This is a genomic window from Bradyrhizobium sp. Kon37, from assembly GCF_055807535.1.
On sequence record NZ_JBVVOY010000017.1, the window covers coordinates 1 to 16,673 of the forward strand.

Below are 16,673 nucleotides of genomic sequence, written 5' to 3' on the forward strand. Positions count from 1 at the left end.
CTTCACCAGCTGATTGTCCACGGTGTCCAGGCTCTCGCTGGTTTCCGTCAAAAACTCCCGCAACAGATCATCCATGAGCTACGCCTTACTGACCTGGATCTGGACTCGACGCCCCAGCCGCGCTTGGCATGAACGGAAGTCCCCGCCTTGGATCGTTAGACATCCCCTTTCACGGTCCCGTTAATTTCATCCTCCGTGCTAATACGGATATTGAAGACAAGTTTGCCGTTCGACCGCATACGACAGCGCTTTTCGGCAAAACCGGCACCACGCCGCAACGGCGAGACGCGTGAGGTGAACGTGCCGATAACAGCGGGACCAGGCGCGCGGGAAAGCCGTGCTCGTGAAGGACGATATGCGCGGTCTTCGCGGAATTGGATCGAGCCGCCTGCAATCCGGGGCGGTCCCGCCACTTTCGCCTGGTGCTTTGCCGGGATACGCAAGACCCGCATTTGCGGTAAACGAACCGTTACCGGCGTCCACTGCGACCGGTGTCGGCGCTAACCCAGGCGCGCGGCCGAGGCGAGGTCGCCGTGGGGACGGTGCTCCGCCAGGCAATCGGTGATGGCGGCGAGCAGCGCGTGCGGGGTGAACGGCCTGCGCAGACACCGCGCCGCGCCGAGCTCCAGCGCCATCCGGAGGAAATCGGGAGCTGGCGAATTCAGATTTGCGAACGCGTAGCCGGACATCGCAATCAGCGGAACGGCCGGCGCCCGCTCGTGAAAGATCCTGACCGATTCGAACCCGCGCATGTGCGGCATGAAGATATCGATGATCATCAGATCGAACTGCTCGTGTTCGAGCGCGCGAAGTCCGGCTTCTCCTCCTTCGGCGATCGTCACCCGAAAATCGTTGCGCTGGAGATAGACCTCGATGGCCATGCAGACCATCGGGTCGTCGTCGACGACGAGAATATGGCGCAGACCTTCTGTCCCCGTTTGAGCTTCCCGATTTGGCGATTCAATAATTGAACCGTGGCGCACGCCATGCTCCTTTGCTCGAGAAATGGACTGTTGAGAACGTGCTTGGCGGAGCGGGGAAGACGATGGACGCGAAATCTGCGGCCACGCGGCGCCAAGGTTCGAAGCAATGTTTGAGGACGGCAGCCACTCGTCCGACCAAAGAGGATGCACGGATCGACCGGCGTCCGATGGCAGTGCGGATGCAATGCTTCCGCCTCATGAAGGGCCCCTTGCCGCTTTTACCTGCGCAACCCTTGCAGGCTGGCGCGCAGGCTTATGAGCGAATCAGCGTGCCATTCTCATTTCCGCCGCAAATGGACCAGCCGTCTGCCCCCCAACGGGTATACGCGGAGCGACACAACCATTATAATACACTGTGTTGCCGCGCAACTGAATGACGAAGCGGGCGCGACGCAGATCACTTCGAAAATGCGCCGGATCCAACCATGACCGCGACCATCCTCCAAGCCGATGCGCCAGCCGACGATCTGGATCTGCTGGGTTCCTGGATCGGTACCGGGGAAATGGTCAGGGAATCTGTCTTGGAAGGGCGGCGTCGCAGCGGCGACCGGCGATCGGACATCTTGTCTCAATTGCCAATATATCCCGACGAGAACATGATGGAACTTGGCCGAGCGGCAAGCAGTTTCGCGTGCTGGGGCCCGCTGATCCGGAAGACGGGAGGCTACTTTGGAAACGATGGTGCGTTCCTCCAACGGTTTCCTGTCCGCGCTGTCGGCAGACGATTACGAATTGATCCGTCCGCACCTGCGTACGGGCGACCTGCCGCATGATGCGGTGCTGGTCGAGACCGGCGAAACGCTCAAGCGCGCCTACTTTCCCCATCGTGGCGTCATCTCGCTGGTGGTGGAGCTCGCCAGGGGCGAGCACGTGCAAGTCGCCATGATCGGCCGCGACAGCCTGCTCGGAACGCTCTCGACCATGGGCGATGCCTGCGCGCTGAACACGGCCATCGTGCTGGTTCCCGGCTCCGCCTCGATGATGGATCTCGACCGGCTGCGCGTCGCGGCCGACCAGAGCGGCACCCTGCGGACACTGCTTACGCGTCACGGGCTGGCGGTCTACGCGCAGGTGCAGCAGACCGCCGGGTGCAACGCCGCCCATCCGGTGGAGGCGCGGCTGTCGCGTTGCCTATTGCACACCCATGACCTCTCCGGCGACTACCGGCTGCTGCTGACCCAGGAGGCGATGGCGCAGATGATCGGCGCTCGGCGGAACAGCGTGTCGCTGGTCGCCAATACCTTGCAGCAGGCGAATTTCATTCACTACAGCCGCGGACACATCCAGATCCTCAATCTGGACGGCCTGCGCCAGACGGCGTGCGAATGCTACGCCACCGTGAAGGCGCAGTATGACCGGCTGCTCGGCCCGCGCTGACTGGTGCTGCGCGTGGTAAACCGTTCGCTAATTCCGGCCCTCAAACACGGATTGTCCTGCTACCGGAACTGAAATCCGGATGCCGTAGACACGCCACGTGCCGCGCGTGCCTGTCCGGGCCGGCGGCAAACGAACCGTGATCAACGCAGGCCAAACCATGTTCGAAGTCACCGTCGCGCCGGCGCGGACAGCGCTTGATGCCGAGCCCGCGCGCGAGCCGGGCGCGTATCAGGCGCTGGTGCGCGAGATCGGCGAGGACGGTGCTTGCGAAGTACGCGACGTGTTCTGGAGCGACACCTGCGCGCGCCTGCAATTGTTCCGCACGCTCGCGCTCGCGCAGCATCACGGCAGGATCGCGCGCGAAGCGCATTCGCTGAAGAGCGCGGCCGGGACGTTCGGCTATGTCCGGCTCGCGGCGCTGGCGCTGCGGCTGGAGAAAACCGCGGAGAGGCTCGGCGACGCCGGATTTCGCGACCTCCTGGACCTGATGGACGCGGCCTATGCCGCCGGGCGCGCGCAGGAGCCGGAGCGCTGACGCGCTCGCTCGAAAACGCCGTAACCACTCACGCGTGCATGCCCGCCGTACTTCTACGGCTTGGGATTTTCACAGATGGCTAATCATAGGCAGCGATAGTCGCCGGAAACCAGGAGGGTTTCCATGTTCACCTACGAGACCGCGGACCAGAAAGAAGTTCGTCGCTTCCGCATCGCACAGTTCAACGGCCGGATGGCAACGGTGGCCGCGGGCGAGGAGACGGTGACCGGCTTCGTGCGCTCGGTGCTGGAGCAGGAATCGAGCATGCCGCCCCGCTGGACCATCACGATCATTCCCAACGGGCCGAAGGAAGAGCTCAAGCCGCTGCGGCCCTCGTCGCGCACGCGTCCCTTCGCCGAAGATTATTTCTGAGCACGATCAGAGCCGCGGGTCTTTTCGAGAGACGTCTCACGCCTCGCCTTCGTCGCCCGCGGGTGACACGACGCAAGAGCCTTCAGTCGATCGAATGCAGCAGCGCCGCACGGACGAGGTCCGCCGTGTTGCGCGCGCCGAGCTTCCGCATCGCCTCGGCGCGATGGCTCTCGAAGGTGCGCGGGCTGATCTGCATCCGAAGCGCACCCTGCTTGTTCGAATATCCCTCGCTGATCAGCCTCAGCACCTCGCGCTCGCGCTTGGTCAGCCGCTTCTGGCCTGACAGGCCGAGCATTTCGGCGCTCGGCAGGCGCTGCGGCTGTGGTGCGCGCGCGAGCTTCGATTCGGCGTCCTCGGCCCTGGACGCGCCCGGCAGGCCACCCGTGGGAGAACCGGCAAGCTGTTTGACGAGGCCACAAACCCGCTCGGTCTGCACCAGCGCATTCTCCACGACCCGCTGCAAATAGGCACGGTCGCCCGTCACCGGCGCGAGCTGATCGCTGTGATGCTTGATCTCGCCCATGTAGAGCAGCAGCGCCGTGAGGGGACCGTTGAGCTCGCGAGCGATGGCGGCGGCCATTTCGTCGGCGGCCTTGGCGCGGGCGGCGTTCAGGCGGACGACATCGAGCTCTTCAATTGGAGCGGCGTTGCTTTCGTACCATCCCGACGGCCGCGAATCAGTGGCCGTATCATTCTGTGACCCCATGTCACTCGTTTAGCGGAACCCGACGCGATCTGTAGTTAACATTTTGCTCCGTAAGACTACGGTGAATTTGGCAGTTTTGTGCCGAAACGCCGGCGCAGGCACACTTTATGCTTGAGTAAAAGCGCCCCTCCACATTCTCAGGTTGCCGAATCTGCCCAAATGATGGGCGGACGACCCGAAGCCTTCTTAACGATCCGATCGGCGCCGATTACCTGCGGACCCGGATTTTACGGATATATTAACGGCGGCTTGCTTCTCTATGTCGCAATTGAGAGCGCGCAAATGCCTCCATGCATGGGGCCGGTCGGCCTGCTGGAATCGTTGCGGAAGATTGCGTGCCATGAACGAGATCGACCAGCTATCGAACTTCCTGCAGAAGCTGACGCCGCTGTCGCGCAGCTGCCTGCTCAGCGAGCTCGAACGGCTTGAGCTGTGCGGCATCGACATGCCGGGCTCATCCGACCTCCAATCGCGGCTGCGTGCCGAATTTCGCAAGGACGGATCGAGCCAGGCGCGCGCCACCAGTCCGTCGCGCCATTTCTTTGCGCCGCTCGAGCTGCTTCTGATCGACGGCGCGCCCGAGCATGCCAATATGGGGCGGATCTCGCGCAACACCCTCACCCCGATCTGGGAGTGGATCTGCCGCGACCTGCTGCCGACCATGGCGCGCGACTACATCAAGGCGATCAGCGACCAGGTCGCCGCCAACAACCAGAAGGAAGTGCAAAAGATCGCATCGACCTTCCAGATCAAGGTCGTCAAGGTTCTCGAGAGCACCCTCGCATCGGCGGAGAGCACCGAGTTCGCGCGCGGCAAGCTCGCGCAATATACGGCATCGCGCACCGCCTTCGACGACGTGAAGAAGATGCAGCATGTGCTGCGCGCCGGCGCCGCGCTGCCGAAGTTCAGCGAAAAGCTGCCCGAGAAGATCGCGAAATTCGACGACGGCACGGTTGATCAGATCACCGCACGATTGGACGCCTTCAAGAAGGCCCATCCCGAGGCGCTGCCGTTCGCGCTCACGCTGGTGGCCAAGCGGCTGAAGACGTTCTGGCAATTGGTGCGCCTTGCCACCAAGGCCGCCGCGAGCAAGAGCGCCGCCGATGTCGCCGCCACGCCCTATGCCTGCGTCGTTCACATGGTGCTCGACCAGCTGGACGACAGGCGCCTCGCCTTGCGCATCGCGCTCCGGCATAACCGGGTGCTGATTGCGCGCGACCTGCTCACCGAGATCTACGACACCGAATATGCGCTCAAGGTGCGGATCGACGGCATCGAGCAGTGTGAGTGGGGCATTCGGCTCCAGCAATTGATGGACGCGATCGCGACGCTGGTGGCCGCCGAGGTGAGCCGCTTCCCCTCCAATGTCGGCCACATTCTCGGCTCGCGCCGGCTGCGCAGCCACGACACGCTCGGTGGAAAGCTGTCCTATCTGGCCTGGAAGGGACGCGACGTGATTGAGGACGGCGCGGCCGCGTTGCGCAAGCTGATCGGCCAAACCTGATCCCGCGCTAATGCGCGCGCGGCAGGCACAGGAAGCGATCGAGAAATCGCCCCGACAGCACGAACCTGAACCACCAATACATTATTCGCCGCGACGTCATTGCTGCGATCCTCGACAGCCCACCACCGGCTGCCCAGAGCAATAGCGCACGTGCAGCAATCCGCTTGTGATGTGCTTCACATTGGCGCCAGCCTGCACCGACGCATTGTCGCAGAACCGTCACGAGCGAACCGGGAAAAATGCGCGCATGACGCGCAATTGAGGCGCTCCATTATTCAATTGGGCGAGGCGCGCGCGGCTTGGTCCAATTGCAGGACAGTGCGCGCGCATGCAGTCTTACTGCACGTCGCGAAATCTGCCGTGATTGTCGTAACCCTGCGCCCGATGCGAGGGCAGACGTAAAAACTTCTCGAACGAGACGCAGACAATTTTAGACATGATGGGTGCTTTAACGTTACCCAGATAATTCGACAATCGACTGAAGCCTTCCATATTTGAAACTGCTCACGTCGCTAACACACCGGCACGGAACGGGAGTGCTTGCGATGAACGACGAAATTGTAGAACTCGCCGAACGAAGGCCGAAGACCTTCGGACGGCGAAAGATGAAGCCGCGCGCCTGCGTGGCCGACGGCAAGCGCCATCTGCGCGCGTTTCTCGCGGAAGTTCTGGAGGATCTCGGCTTCGTCACCACCGAATGCGCAAGCGCCGACGAGCTGAAAGCCGTACTGGCAAACGAATTGCCCGACCTGATCCTGCTTGGCATCGCCGCCGACGGCATCGAGCCCGGCACGTTTCTGGAGACGCTGGTGCGCGAGGCGTTCGACGGCAAGGTCTTGGCCGTCGGCGCCCGCGAGTCGATCATCGTCAGGGCCGTGCAGCAGGTCGGCGAGGAATACGGCCTCAAGATGCTGCCGCCGCTGACCACGCCCTTTGCCGCGGAGACGCTGCGCGACCGCGTCGCGATGCTGTTGCCCGAGGAGCCGGCGCCGAGCCCGGCCGTGCATGTCGGCGAGGCCTTGCACGCCGGCTGGCTCGAGCTCTGGTACCAGCCCAAGATCGACGCGCGCACGCTGATCCGCAATAGCGCCGAGGCGCTGGTGCGGATGCGGCATCCGACCTGGGGCGTGGTGCCGCCGGCCTATTTCATCCCCGAAGAGCACGACCCGAATCTGCGCGACCTCTCCGAATTCGTGATCGAGCGCGCCATGCAGGACTGGCACTATCTGCTGGAGCAGCAGAGCCCGGTCGATCTCGCGATCAACCTGCCGGCGTCATATCTGAAAGAGCCGCAGGCCGTGCGCGATCTCTGCCGCCGCATGCCGACGCATCCGGCGTTCGGCGGGCTGACGATCGAGATCGACAGCGAGGAGGCGATCCGCGACCTCGATCTCCTGGTCGAGGTCGCCCGCGAACTGCGTCTGCACAATATCGGCCTGTCGATCGACAATCTCGGCGCCAACTGGCCGTCGCTGATGGACTTGGGCAAAATTCCCTTCATCAAGCTGAAGGCCGACCGGCACTTCGTCACCGGCAGCGGCACTGATCGCCTCAAGCGCACGGTGTGCCGCCACATCGTCGAGCTTTCGCATGGCTACGGGGTGCGCGCCGTCGCCGAGGGCGTCGAGAGCCGCGCCGACCTGGTCGCAGCCAACGAGCTCGGTTTCGACCTCGTGCAGGGCTTTCTGTTCGGCAAGCCGATGCCGCTGAAGAAGTTTGCGCGGAGCACGCTGACGCGGACGGTGATGGGGTGAGAGTGAGGCGGCCTCAGGCAAACCGCCGCGCGAAGAAGACGCAGGCGACCACCAGCGCGGTCGCGACGATCATGCTCCAGGCCACCGGTTCGTGCAGCAGCAGGCCGGCAAGCGCGAGGCCGAAGAACGGCTGGAGCTGCTGCAACTGGCCGACGCGGGCGATGCCGCCGATCGCGAGCCCGCGGTACCAGAAGATGAAACCGACGAACATGCTGAAGATCGAGACATAGGCGAGCCCGATCCAGGCGGGCACACCGACGCCGCTCCAGGTCGAGGGCCAGGTCCAAATCGCGACCGGCACCATCAGCGGCAGCGACAGCAGCAGCGCCCAGGAGATCACCTGCCAGCCGCCGAGCCGGCGCGACAGCGCGGCGCCTTCGGCATAGCCGAGCCCGCACAGCACGATCGCCGCGACCATCAGCAGATCGCCGGTGAGCGATGCGGTGCCGTCGTTGGAGAGGGCAAAGCCCGCGACAGTGGCGCTGCCGAGAATAGAGAACAGCCAGAACATCGGCTGCGGCCGCTCGCCGCCGCGCAGCACGCCGAAGATCGCGGTCGACAGCGGCAGCAGCCCGATGAAGACGATCGAATGCGCCGAGGTGATGTGCTGGAGCGCAAGCGCCGTCAGCAAGGGAAAACCGACCACGACACCGATGGCGACGATGGCGAGCGAGACGAGATCCCCGCGCGCCGGCCGCGCCTGACGGAGCAGAAAGAGCACGGCTACACCGATCAGCGCCGCGATGACCGCGCGCACCGAGGTCAGGAACAGCGCGGAAAACCCGCCGACCGCCACGCGCGTCGCCGGCAGCGAGCCGCTGAAGATGATGACGCCAAGAAGCCCGTTGCCCCAGCCGGTGGCGGAAGATTGCATGTCCGTTTTGCCTTGTCGGTGGTGATCCGATCTGGAGAGGCCAGCCGGGGTGGCGTGACGATTATCTGTAAGCTTTCCGAGGCCCAACAAAAAAAAACGCGAAAACAACCCCATGCACAGTAGCCGGGGGCTGCAAGATCAATGACTTACGCGGGGGCGAAATTGTCTGACCAGGCGCGATCGGGGTGGCGGCGGATTCGGATGACGTCGCATGTCGGGCAAAACAGGACATGATGCGATCATTGCAAAACACCTGATCGGTACGCACGCTGCCTAGCTCATCGATCCGACCGCGATAGGGCGCCTTTTCCAGCTCCTGTACGACACGCAGCCTAAGACAGACGCGCTCATGCTCGGTCGAGCCACCCATAATTTTGTGCCCCCTCGGCCGTTTAGCGAGCCGCTCGATGTGCCCGCGCTGCGGCGGCCGGCGCGGCGTAATCATGTTTAGACCGCCAGCAGAGCCGCTGCGAGCGAAAGCCGCGAAGCGCGCTTAGTCATCCTATCACTTTGACATCACGCGCGATTCTGTTGACGCCCTCCCCGCGGGTGCGAAGATTCCTCGCGCATTTTTCAGATTCTTCTGGACTCAAAAAATCTTGTAATTTAGAGAAATTATGAAGCGATAAATTATTTGCCATTTCTGATCCCAGGAGAATAAAAATGCTGGAAAAAACCCCAGGCTCAAAGGACGCTTCCGCGAAGAATGCGAAGCGAGAAAAATTCGTCGAGTTGGCAGAAAGCCGCACCATAAATGCGATCAAAGCGATCAGAGTAATCGGAAAATTGGGCAACAAGAATGCCTATCAATTTGACGATTCGGACGTAGCCAAAATTATCCGCGCCTTGAGTAAGGAAGTCGATGCCTTAAAGGCCCGGATGTCCACAACCGGCGGAAAAGAGTCGGTGGAGTTCAAATTGTGAGCTACGTTTCTCACTAACGGGGGGTTGTAGGATATGACGAACGGCCAGATTCGGGACCTTTGCCTCGCACTTCTTCACGCCGAGACCGAGGACGAAGCGATCACGGTGTTGAAGAACGCGGGGTATTGGGACAAGCCCGAGCTCTGGCGGAATTACGGAGACCTGGAGAATAACTGGGGCACCGGCGGCAACCAGCAGAGCCTTGCCGAGGCGGCGCTTGCCGAAAAGATCGTCAACTCCGTTGACGCACGCCTCATCAACGAATGCTGGATGCGCGGCATCGATCCCAAGAGCAAGGACGCCCCGCAGAGCATCCCTGCCGCAGTCGCGGCCTTCTTTGAGGAGCCAGGTAAGAAGCAGACCAGCGGCCTCATTGAGAATTGGACCGACGAGCGCCTTCGCAACGTGGCGCAGGGCATCACCCTCACCGCAACCGGTACGCGCCCGACGCTGAATCTCACGATCGCCGACGTTGGCGAAGGCCAAAGCCCTCGCCGCCTACCGAGCACCATCTTGTCGCTCAGCCGGTCGAACAAGATGTACATTAAGTTCGTCCAGGGACAATTCAATCAGGGCGGCGCCGGTGCGCTTCGCTTCTGCGGGCAACGCAACCTTCAGCTCGTTGTGAGCCGCCGCAACCCGGCGCTGATCGGACCGGACCCGGAGGACATCGACAAACAGTGGGGCTTCACTATCGTGCGCCGCGAGCGTGCGTCGGAAGCTACCGACGGCCGTAAGAACTCGATCTTCACCTACCTGGCGCCGGTAGGGGTAGGAACAGCGCACGAGCCCCGCAACGGTGACGTTCTGGCATTCTCGGCAGTTGCGATGCCTATCTTCCCGAACGACGACGAGCCTTTCGGCCGCGAAGCACCCTACGGCACGGCCATCAAGCTCTATGAATACCAATATATCGGCGAGCGTTCGAACATCATCTTTGGCAAGCGGGTCATTCTGCGCCGTCTCGAGCTTTTGCTTCCCGAGGTCGCTCTGCCGGTCCGACTGCACGAGTTCCGGAAGAACGCGGCCGGCAAGGTTCTGCCTAAGGGCAGCCGGGAAACCACGCTGGTCGGCTTGCGCCGCCGCTTGGTTGATAATGAGAACGTCGAGGCCGGCTTCCCCATCACCCTGAACTTCTCTCCGAGGGGCGAGAAGCTGATCGCGGACGTGTTCGTGTTCAAGCCGGAAGGCACCGAGCGCGACGACGAGGAAGAAGAAGGCAAGGATCGCAAGAAGCTTGGCGGCATCAAGTCATACCGCAAGCGTGAAGGCGTCGTGTTCGTCCGTAACGGGCAGACGCAGGGCAGCCTGCCGCGCGACTATTTCAAGCGTGAGACCTTGAAGCTGAAACCGCTTGCGGAAGACATGCTGGTCTTCGTTGACTGCGATCAGATGAGCCCGGACGTTCGCGAGGATCTGTTCATGCCTTCTCGTGATAGGCTCGCCGACATCGCGTTCAAGACCGACCTCATTGATTCGCTCGATCAAGCACTAAAGACCGACGAAACCCTGAAGCATCTCCGCAATAAGCGGCAGCAGGAGCGCGTATCCGAGCAGTTGAAGGACGACCGACCGCTCAACGACGTGCTGCAGAACCTCATCAAGAGCTCGCCCAACCTTACGCAGCTCTTGCAGCTGGGCCGGCGCATCTCGGCTCCGTTCAATACGGTGATGGTGTCCAGCCACCCCGAGGAGCCGTTCAAAGGCGAAATCTACCCGACGTTTTTCAAGACCAAGAACGTCGAGTACGGCAAGGTATTCAAGCGCATCGCGCCGATCAATCAGCGCATGAAGTTCACGTTCGAAACCGACGCACGTGACGATTATTTCCGCCGCCGCATCGAACGCGGGAACTTCTCGCTGGTGTACGTGGATAAGAAGTGCAACGAGCAGGATTGCTCCTACATCGGCCCGAATCTGAAGAGCGGCATCGCGACAGTGATGGCGAACTTGCCGGAAGACGCCGAGATCGGCGATATGATCAAGCTCATCGCACGGACGGACGACCCGCACAGCACGTTCGAGAACATCTTCGAGGCGACGGTTAAGCCGGCGACCGAGACGCAGTCGGGTGGTGGCGGCACGCGTAAGCCCCCGCAGAGGAATCCTGGCAACGACCGCGAAGCGCCGCGTCAGCTTTCGACGCCCGCGATCAAGCGCGTCTTCCGCGAGGAATGGGAGGCACAGAACCCGCCCTTCACCGAGTGGACCGCAATGCGTGTCGATGTTGCCGGTTACGAAGCGGACGAGAACGAGAGCGAAATCTACGAGTTCAAGATCAACATGGACAACACGCCGCTCTTGCACGAGATCAAGCAGCGCAAGCTGGAGGACATGACGGCGCGTAACCAGTTCTTGTACGCGAACGTCTTGGTCGGATTATCGATGCTACTCCAGGACCGGCAGACACCTAAGCCGAAGGATGCGGAAGGAACGCCGTCAATAGAATCGCGCATCGAAGAGACTACGCGTGCGATGGCGCCGTTTATGCTCGCGCTGACTGGCCTCGGCCAACAGGACTTGTCGGAAGGGGATGACCTCGACGGACTTGAAGCTGCGACGGGCTGACCGTCGCCTTCCGATGGAATAGCACGACCTCTTGCGAACCAGGAGTTTCGCCACGCTGCATGCTGTACCAGCGGCGTCCTGGCACGCTGCGCCAAAGCCTACCGTCGGCCTCTTGCTTTAGGACCGGCAGCATCATCTCCGTGAGACCACACGCTTCCATCGCCTCGAGATAGCGGGGGAGCTGCTTTCGCGCATCAGAAAACGCGATCATCTGCACCACGATGGTATCTTTGTTCGCGATCGCCGCCACCGATGACATCGAAGCTCTGATGTTCGCGAAGTAGCTGTCGAGGCGCGGATTCTTCCGGTCGCCCATCGTGTAATAGCTCGCGCCAGAGCCGTCGAGCTTATTGGCGATCATGAACGGCAGCGGCGTTTCCTTGCGCCCATCTACTTGCCAGCGGTGGTAGAGGACGTGGACGCCTGGATATGGGGGTGACGTGACCACGAGCCGTGGCGCGCGCATGCCACGAACGTCGTCATCATGCTCAATGCCGGCAGCGCTTCGCCGGAAGACGGTCACTGATTGCCGTCCGTTTGCTTTTACGGCCGCCCGCAGCTCGCGCGCGCCCTGCACCATCTCTTTCGCCGTATTGGTAAGGACACGACGGAAGTCTTCGATTGTGGCTTGCTTGCTCCTTCCGTCCAGCGCCCACTGCGCCGTTCTCAGCACGGCGCATCGGCCGAACGACATCAAGCGTGGAGTATCGAGTTTCACTGCACTCGCGATCGATTGCTCAATCGCCTTGCGGATGCGCCAACGGTCCGGATGATCCAAGTGCTTGTAGTAGCCAAGCTCTTCATAGTCGGAGAGCGCGATCGAAGGCCGGTGAATATCGACGACGTTCGCCACGCGATCGGACCACCAGTCGAGCCTATTAAGCTCGGCTTCGGAGTAGATCGTGCATTTCACCGTCGAGACAAATTCGGCGAGCGTGCTGATATCGACACCCATGCCTTCGCGCCCGGCTGCGAGCGCTTCGACGAGAGTCGTGCCACCGCCAACATGCGGATCGACCACGAGATCGCCCGGCCTCGTGAATGCATGAATGGCGGCGCGAGCGAAGACAGGAGAAAAGCGAGCAGGGTATTTGTAGAAGCTGTGGGTCAGGCCGCGGACCGGCTCTGAAGAGCGCGCGGCCACGATCAATGCGTCCTGCGCATCGTCCGGCAACTGCACGAGGCGATTGTTCCGCGATTCATACATCGGCAACCATAAAGACCAGACATGGTTAATGCCGTCCTAACCGTATCCCGTTAAACGGGTCGGAGTCGCGAGGGAAGCGCTTGGGTAGTACGTTCGATTCTAGCGGCCGAAATCTCATCCGCCGCGTACGACGCGCTTGGCGATCGGATGCGCTTTTCTATTGGACTACTTTGCGGGATAGACGTTTCGACACTTGCACCCTCGGGCAGGCCGGAAGCGTTGTTTTCCCGGGCCTTTTGCAGGTCTAAAAGTGCCGATGGCGTATTATGGCGGAGAGGGAGGGATTCGAACCCCCGATAGGCTTGCACCTATGCCGCATTTCGAGTGCGGTGCATTCGACCACTCTGCCACCTCTCCTGAAGGCGCCAAGTAAGGAGCATGGCCCCTGTGGTTCGGGCGTTAATAGGCGAGGATGGCGGGCCAGACAAGGCTTGCGAGGGCGAAAATCGGGCCGGTTTTCCGGCCGGACCCACGATGTCACGGTGATGATCGCGGGCGATCACGGATTTCGGCGGCGGTTTGCGCGGGAATGGGCCTGAGCCGTTCGCCGCTGACCCGGCGCGAGCCCGATGCGGCACCATCGGTGCCCGAATCACTGGCACCCGCAAAAGGCGGGGTGGGACCGCCAGACGCGGTAAACACTGGCGGTCCCGTGCCGCTCATTAAAATACTGGCTGGGAAGGGCGGCTTCGCCGGCCAGGTGAGGCGACGGTTCCGACCGTAGCGTGCGGCCCGTGCACCGCAACGCAATCCGGTCCTTAACCTAACCAGTCAAGGTTACTCTGGAGCCGTTTCCGTTCCGATGGGATCGGAACGGGCTCCAGATTCCTGTTTTGACGCGTTTTCTTCACGCGAACCGGCGTCCACTTCGCTCGAAAACGCTTCAGTCGGACTTGGCTTTTTTCTTCCCGTTGCCCGTGGAATCCCCGTCTTTTCCGTTATCCTTGTCCTTGCCGTTGTCCTTGCGGCGGTTGGTGAAGCGGGCATTGCCGAGCCCAGTGCCGATGGTGAGCACGCCCCAGCGGTCGACGTCCTGCATGAACGGCACCTCGGAGAGGCCCTGAACCACGCCGTCATTGTGCATCAGGATCGCGGTGTCGTGCTCGCCGATGGAAGGGATGCCCTCGAGCAGGCTCGCCGGCAGGTTGAACTTGCTGCTCTCCCAATTGCCCGGCAGGTTCTGCGCGCCCTTCTCGATGGAGCCGTCCGCGTTGATCACGCCGGGACAGGCGATGCCGATGAACGGCGCCAGCTTGTAGCCTTCCTTTTCGGCCTCGGTGATCAGCCCCTTCAGCATCTTCGTGAGACGCTTCACCGCGCCTTCGCGCGTCGGCTCGTCATCGGCATGACGCCACAGCTCGGACTTCACGACCTTGGCTTTCGACAGGTCTTTTGCCTTTTTCCAGCTGGTCTCCACCAGGCCGCAGCGGATGTTGGTGCCGCCGATATCGACGGCGAGGATGCTGTCATGGGCTTCGAAGATCCATGACGGCGCCAGATGCAGCGCGCCGATCAGGCCGGCTTCGTCGGGATGATGACGGATCGGCAGCATGTCGATCTTGAAATCCTCGGCCATGAGGATGATCTCGGTGCGCGCGATTGCGAGCTCGCCGAGCCTGGAATCGCGAAAACCGCCGCCGACCACGATGCGCTCGGTCTTGGCCCAGGCCTTGGACTTGAGGAAGCGGCGGGTGACGTACGCAAGCTCCTGGGCGAAGTCCTCGATGGCGCTATGCACCACCGCCCAGGCCTCGGTGTCATCGCCGACCAGGATGGCGTCCAGCGTCTTCTTGCTGATCTCCTCGGACGGCTCCTTGCCGAACGGGTCCTCGCCGGACTTGCGCAGCGGCTTGCGCCAGCGCTCGAGGATCTCCCGGAACGCGCCCTTGCTGGCGCGGTCGCCGATGAAGCCATCCTCGTCCTTCATCTCGATGTTGAAGCTGTCGATATCCACCGACGGCAGCCGCTCCGCGCCGTGATGGGCGATGCCCGTCGTCGTCTTGACCAGCTCGTCTGTTGCCATGGTAAGCCCCTTGCCCGTGTGACTGAATTCGCCGGGACAACGGCGGGGGAACCCGTTGGTTGCGGCGCGGGCCGAAATTCGCCTGCGGGCCGGATCGGGCCTAAATGCTTCAAATCCGGGGCGTTTTCACCGGCTTTTCCTTGACTCCGTGCTGTCAGCGGCTATAAATCCCGCAACCGGCGCGGGGCGTTTCTCGCGCCGCTTGTTTTTGCGTGGGTTTTCAAAGGGATAACTCCCGCCCGCACAAAACTCGCATAAACCCATAACGACTGACAAAAAGCCGGCCCCGACACTATGTCGCGAGGCCGGGAATGAACACGAAGGAAAACAACGATGTTCGCAGTCATCAAAACCGGCGGCCGGCAGTACCGCGTCGTTCCGGATGATGTCCTGGAAGTAGGCAAGATCGAAGGCGAAGTCGGCTCGATCGTGCAGCTCAATGAAGTTCTCCTGGTCGGCGGCGACACGCCGATCCTGGGTCTGCCCACGGTCGCAGGCGCGTCCGTTGCGGTCGAGGTGCTCGACCACAAGCGCGGTCCCAAGGTCATCGCTTTCAAGAAGCGCCGCCGCAAGAATTCGCGCCGCAAGCGCGGCTATCGCGACGAGATCACCGTGCTGCGCATCTCGGAGATCCTGACGGACGGCGCCAAGCCCACCAAGGGGCCGCGTCCGAAGCGGGAGAAGGTCGTCAAGCCAGAGACCACGACCGAAGAGGCCGCCGCATAATTTGATCACGCATCATCACGAAGTGATGCGTGAGAAATTGTGAAATGATTCCGTCAAGGAATTGATCTAGAAATACTCAGGATTTCGGAGACGAGCCATGGCTCACAAAAAAGCAGGCGGTTCATCGCGTAACGGTCGCGATTCCAAGGGCAAGCGCCTCGGTATCAAGGCGTTCGGCGGGGAAGTCGTGATTCCCGGCAACATCATTGCGCGTCAGCGCGGCACCACCTGGCATCCCGGCCTTAATGTCGGCATGGGCACGGACCACACCTTGTTCGCCAAGGTCGAGGGCCGCGTAACGTTCCAGGCCAAAGCCAACGGCCGCACCTTCATCTCGGTGCTCCCGCTCGCAGAGGCGGCTGAATAGACGGTGGATCAAATTTGGAGTCCGCCGGGTCCCAGACCGAACCGGCGGAGTCCTTGAGATCAAAAGAGATCGAAGGCTCCAGGGGAGGCGGGAAACCGGCCTCCCCTTTCGTTTGCGTGCTCACTTTTCACTTTAGTGACTTCGACGGAGCCGGACATGTTGCAGGATTTTTCAAGCGTGACCTTGCGGGAGGCGAGACCTGATGTCGTCGCCACCGAGCGGCTGACCTTGCGGCGGCCGACCCTCGCCGACGTCAGGACCATCGCCCTCCTCGCCAACGATCCTCGCGTCGCCGAAAACACCAGGCGCCTCCCGCATCCCTATTCGCAAGACGACGCCGTCGCCTTCATCCGCGCCACCGCCGCGCCCGGCGGCGAGACCGTGTTCCTGATCGAGCATGACAGCGGCCCCATCGGCATGGTCGGCATCGACTGCTCGACGCCCGGCAATGCGGAGCTCGGCTATTGGCTCGGCGTCGAGCATTGGGGCCGGGGCTTTGCCACCGAGGCCGCGCGCGGCGCGATCGACTTCTTCTTCGAGGAGTTCGAGGACGATCATCTCTATGCAGGCGCGCGCGTCACCAACCCGGCCTCGCGCAACGTGCTGGAGAAGTGCGGCTTCCAGTGGAGCGGCGTCCAGCTGCATCGTTTCCTGGCGCTGGGCTCCTCCACGCCGGTCGATTGCTTCCGCCTGTCACGCGGCGTGTGGGCGTCGCTGAAGAGCTGGAGCAGTGCGAGGCGGGTGAGGTAGACA

Annotated in this window: 15 protein-coding genes and 1 tRNA gene; 10 read left to right on the forward strand and 6 right to left on the reverse strand. The window is 62.1% G+C overall.

What is annotated here, in order from left to right; translation table 11 throughout:
• Positions 1–500 precede the first annotated feature (500 nt).
• A complete protein-coding gene (locus AC0L3J_RS26265; protein WP_473348807.1) occupies positions 501–983 on the reverse strand; it encodes a response regulator in 483 nt (160 codons plus the stop codon).
• A gap of 678 nt (positions 984–1,661) precedes the next feature.
• Here AC0L3J_RS26265 and AC0L3J_RS26270 point away from each other — a divergent pair.
• From AC0L3J_RS26270 to AC0L3J_RS26280, 3 genes are all read left to right on the forward strand, one after another.
• Complete coding sequence (locus AC0L3J_RS26270; RefSeq protein WP_198034912.1) at positions 1,662–2,360, forward strand: Crp/Fnr family transcriptional regulator; 699 nt, start codon at positions 1,662–1,664, stop codon at positions 2,358–2,360.
• Between the two features lie 157 nt (positions 2,361–2,517).
• On the forward strand, positions 2,518–2,895 hold the full coding sequence (locus AC0L3J_RS26275; protein WP_473348808.1) for an Hpt domain-containing protein: 378 nt from the start codon (positions 2,518–2,520) through the stop codon (positions 2,893–2,895).
• A 123-nt stretch (positions 2,896–3,018) separates the two neighbouring features.
• Positions 3,019–3,267, forward strand: a complete 249-nt coding sequence (locus tag AC0L3J_RS26280; RefSeq protein ID WP_473348809.1) for a hypothetical protein — start codon at positions 3,019–3,021, stop codon at positions 3,265–3,267.
• Positions 3,268–3,349: 82 nt separating this feature from the next.
• Here AC0L3J_RS26280 and AC0L3J_RS26285 read toward each other — a convergent pair whose 3' ends face one another.
• Positions 3,350–3,973, reverse strand: coding sequence for a helix-turn-helix transcriptional regulator (locus tag AC0L3J_RS26285; protein WP_456766753.1), 624 nt, complete (start codon positions 3,971–3,973; stop codon positions 3,350–3,352).
• 340 nt (positions 3,974–4,313) lie between these two features.
• Between AC0L3J_RS26285 and AC0L3J_RS26290 the strand changes: the two genes are divergently transcribed.
• A complete protein-coding gene (locus AC0L3J_RS26290) occupies positions 4,314–5,477 on the forward strand; it encodes a hypothetical protein (RefSeq protein WP_473348810.1) in 1,164 nt (387 codons plus the stop codon).
• 545 nt (positions 5,478–6,022) lie between these two features.
• On the forward strand, positions 6,023–7,231 hold the full coding sequence (locus AC0L3J_RS26295) for an EAL domain-containing protein (protein WP_473348811.1): 1,209 nt from the start codon (positions 6,023–6,025) through the stop codon (positions 7,229–7,231).
• A 13-nt stretch (positions 7,232–7,244) separates the two neighbouring features.
• On the opposite strand, the gene AC0L3J_RS26300 is transcribed toward AC0L3J_RS26295, so the two are convergent.
• Positions 7,245–8,105 carry a DMT family transporter gene (locus AC0L3J_RS26300; RefSeq protein ID WP_473348812.1) on the reverse strand — a complete coding sequence of 287 codons (861 nt, stop codon included), beginning with the start codon at positions 8,103–8,105 and terminating at the stop codon, positions 7,245–7,247.
• A 663-nt stretch (positions 8,106–8,768) separates the two neighbouring features.
• Here AC0L3J_RS26300 and AC0L3J_RS26305 point away from each other — a divergent pair.
• Positions 8,769–9,029, forward strand: coding sequence for a hypothetical protein (locus tag AC0L3J_RS26305; RefSeq protein ID WP_473348813.1), 261 nt, complete (start codon positions 8,769–8,771; stop codon positions 9,027–9,029).
• A gap of 33 nt (positions 9,030–9,062) precedes the next feature.
• Positions 9,063–11,597, forward strand: coding sequence for a hypothetical protein (locus AC0L3J_RS26310; protein ID WP_473348814.1), 2,535 nt, complete (start codon positions 9,063–9,065; stop codon positions 11,595–11,597).
• Here AC0L3J_RS26310 and AC0L3J_RS26315 read toward each other — a convergent pair.
• The 3 genes from AC0L3J_RS26315 to AC0L3J_RS26325 all read right to left on the reverse strand — a co-directional run bounded on the left by AC0L3J_RS26315 (position 11,515) and on the right by AC0L3J_RS26325 (position 14,827).
• Positions 11,515–12,804 carry a DNA methyltransferase gene (locus tag AC0L3J_RS26315; protein ID WP_473348909.1) on the reverse strand — a complete coding sequence of 430 codons (1,290 nt, stop codon included), beginning with the start codon at positions 12,802–12,804 and terminating at the stop codon, positions 11,515–11,517. The genes AC0L3J_RS26310 and AC0L3J_RS26315 overlap by 83 nt on opposite strands.
• Before the next feature lie 267 nt (positions 12,805–13,071).
• A tRNA-Ser gene (locus AC0L3J_RS26320) sits at positions 13,072–13,161 on the reverse strand.
• A 526-nt stretch (positions 13,162–13,687) separates the two neighbouring features.
• The gene (locus tag AC0L3J_RS26325) at positions 13,688–14,827 is read right to left on the reverse strand and encodes an ROK family protein (protein ID WP_473348815.1); all 1,140 of its coding nucleotides are present in this window, start codon (positions 14,825–14,827) and stop codon (positions 13,688–13,690) included.
• A 333-nt stretch (positions 14,828–15,160) separates the two neighbouring features.
• Here AC0L3J_RS26325 and rplU point away from each other — a divergent pair, with 333 nt between their 5' ends.
• The 3 genes from rplU to AC0L3J_RS26340 all read left to right on the forward strand — a co-directional run bounded on the left by rplU (position 15,161) and on the right by AC0L3J_RS26340 (position 16,670).
• Positions 15,161–15,553, forward strand: coding sequence for a 50S ribosomal protein L21 (rplU, locus tag AC0L3J_RS26330; RefSeq protein ID WP_027566432.1), 393 nt, complete (start codon positions 15,161–15,163; stop codon positions 15,551–15,553).
• Between the two features lie 97 nt (positions 15,554–15,650).
• Complete coding sequence (gene rpmA / locus AC0L3J_RS26335) at positions 15,651–15,920, forward strand: 50S ribosomal protein L27 (RefSeq protein ID WP_007598923.1); 270 nt, start codon at positions 15,651–15,653, stop codon at positions 15,918–15,920.
• 156 nt (positions 15,921–16,076) lie between these two features.
• On the forward strand, positions 16,077–16,670 hold the full coding sequence (locus AC0L3J_RS26340; protein WP_473348816.1) for a GNAT family N-acetyltransferase: 594 nt from the start codon (positions 16,077–16,079) through the stop codon (positions 16,668–16,670).
• Positions 16,671–16,673 lie beyond the last annotated feature (3 nt).

Coding starts and splice junctions, on each gene's coding strand:
- AC0L3J_RS26270 (WP_198034912.1), top strand. CDS start 1,662: ATGGTGCGTTCCTCCAACGGTTTCCTGTCCGCGCTGTCGGCAGACGAT.
- AC0L3J_RS26275 (WP_473348808.1), top strand. CDS start 2,518: ATGTTCGAAGTCACCGTCGCGCCGGCGCGGACAGCGCTTGATGCCGAG.
- AC0L3J_RS26280 (WP_473348809.1), top strand. CDS start 3,019: ATGTTCACCTACGAGACCGCGGACCAGAAAGAAGTTCGTCGCTTCCGC.
- AC0L3J_RS26285 (WP_456766753.1), bottom strand. CDS start 3,973: ATGGGGTCACAGAATGATACGGCCACTGATTCGCGGCCGTCGGGATGG.
- AC0L3J_RS26290 (WP_473348810.1), top strand. CDS start 4,314: ATGAACGAGATCGACCAGCTATCGAACTTCCTGCAGAAGCTGACGCCG.
- AC0L3J_RS26295 (WP_473348811.1), top strand. CDS start 6,023: ATGAACGACGAAATTGTAGAACTCGCCGAACGAAGGCCGAAGACCTTC.
- AC0L3J_RS26300 (WP_473348812.1), bottom strand. CDS start 8,105: ATGCAATCTTCCGCCACCGGCTGGGGCAACGGGCTTCTTGGCGTCATC.
- AC0L3J_RS26305 (WP_473348813.1), top strand. CDS start 8,769: ATGCTGGAAAAAACCCCAGGCTCAAAGGACGCTTCCGCGAAGAATGCG.
- AC0L3J_RS26310 (WP_473348814.1), top strand. CDS start 9,063: ATGACGAACGGCCAGATTCGGGACCTTTGCCTCGCACTTCTTCACGCC.
- AC0L3J_RS26315 (WP_473348909.1), bottom strand. CDS start 12,804: ATGTATGAATCGCGGAACAATCGCCTCGTGCAGTTGCCGGACGATGCG.
- AC0L3J_RS26325 (WP_473348815.1), bottom strand. CDS start 14,827: ATGGCAACAGACGAGCTGGTCAAGACGACGACGGGCATCGCCCATCAC.
- rplU (WP_027566432.1), top strand. CDS start 15,161: ATGTTCGCAGTCATCAAAACCGGCGGCCGGCAGTACCGCGTCGTTCCG.
- rpmA (WP_007598923.1), top strand. CDS start 15,651: ATGGCTCACAAAAAAGCAGGCGGTTCATCGCGTAACGGTCGCGATTCC.
- AC0L3J_RS26340 (WP_473348816.1), top strand. CDS start 16,077: ATGTTGCAGGATTTTTCAAGCGTGACCTTGCGGGAGGCGAGACCTGAT.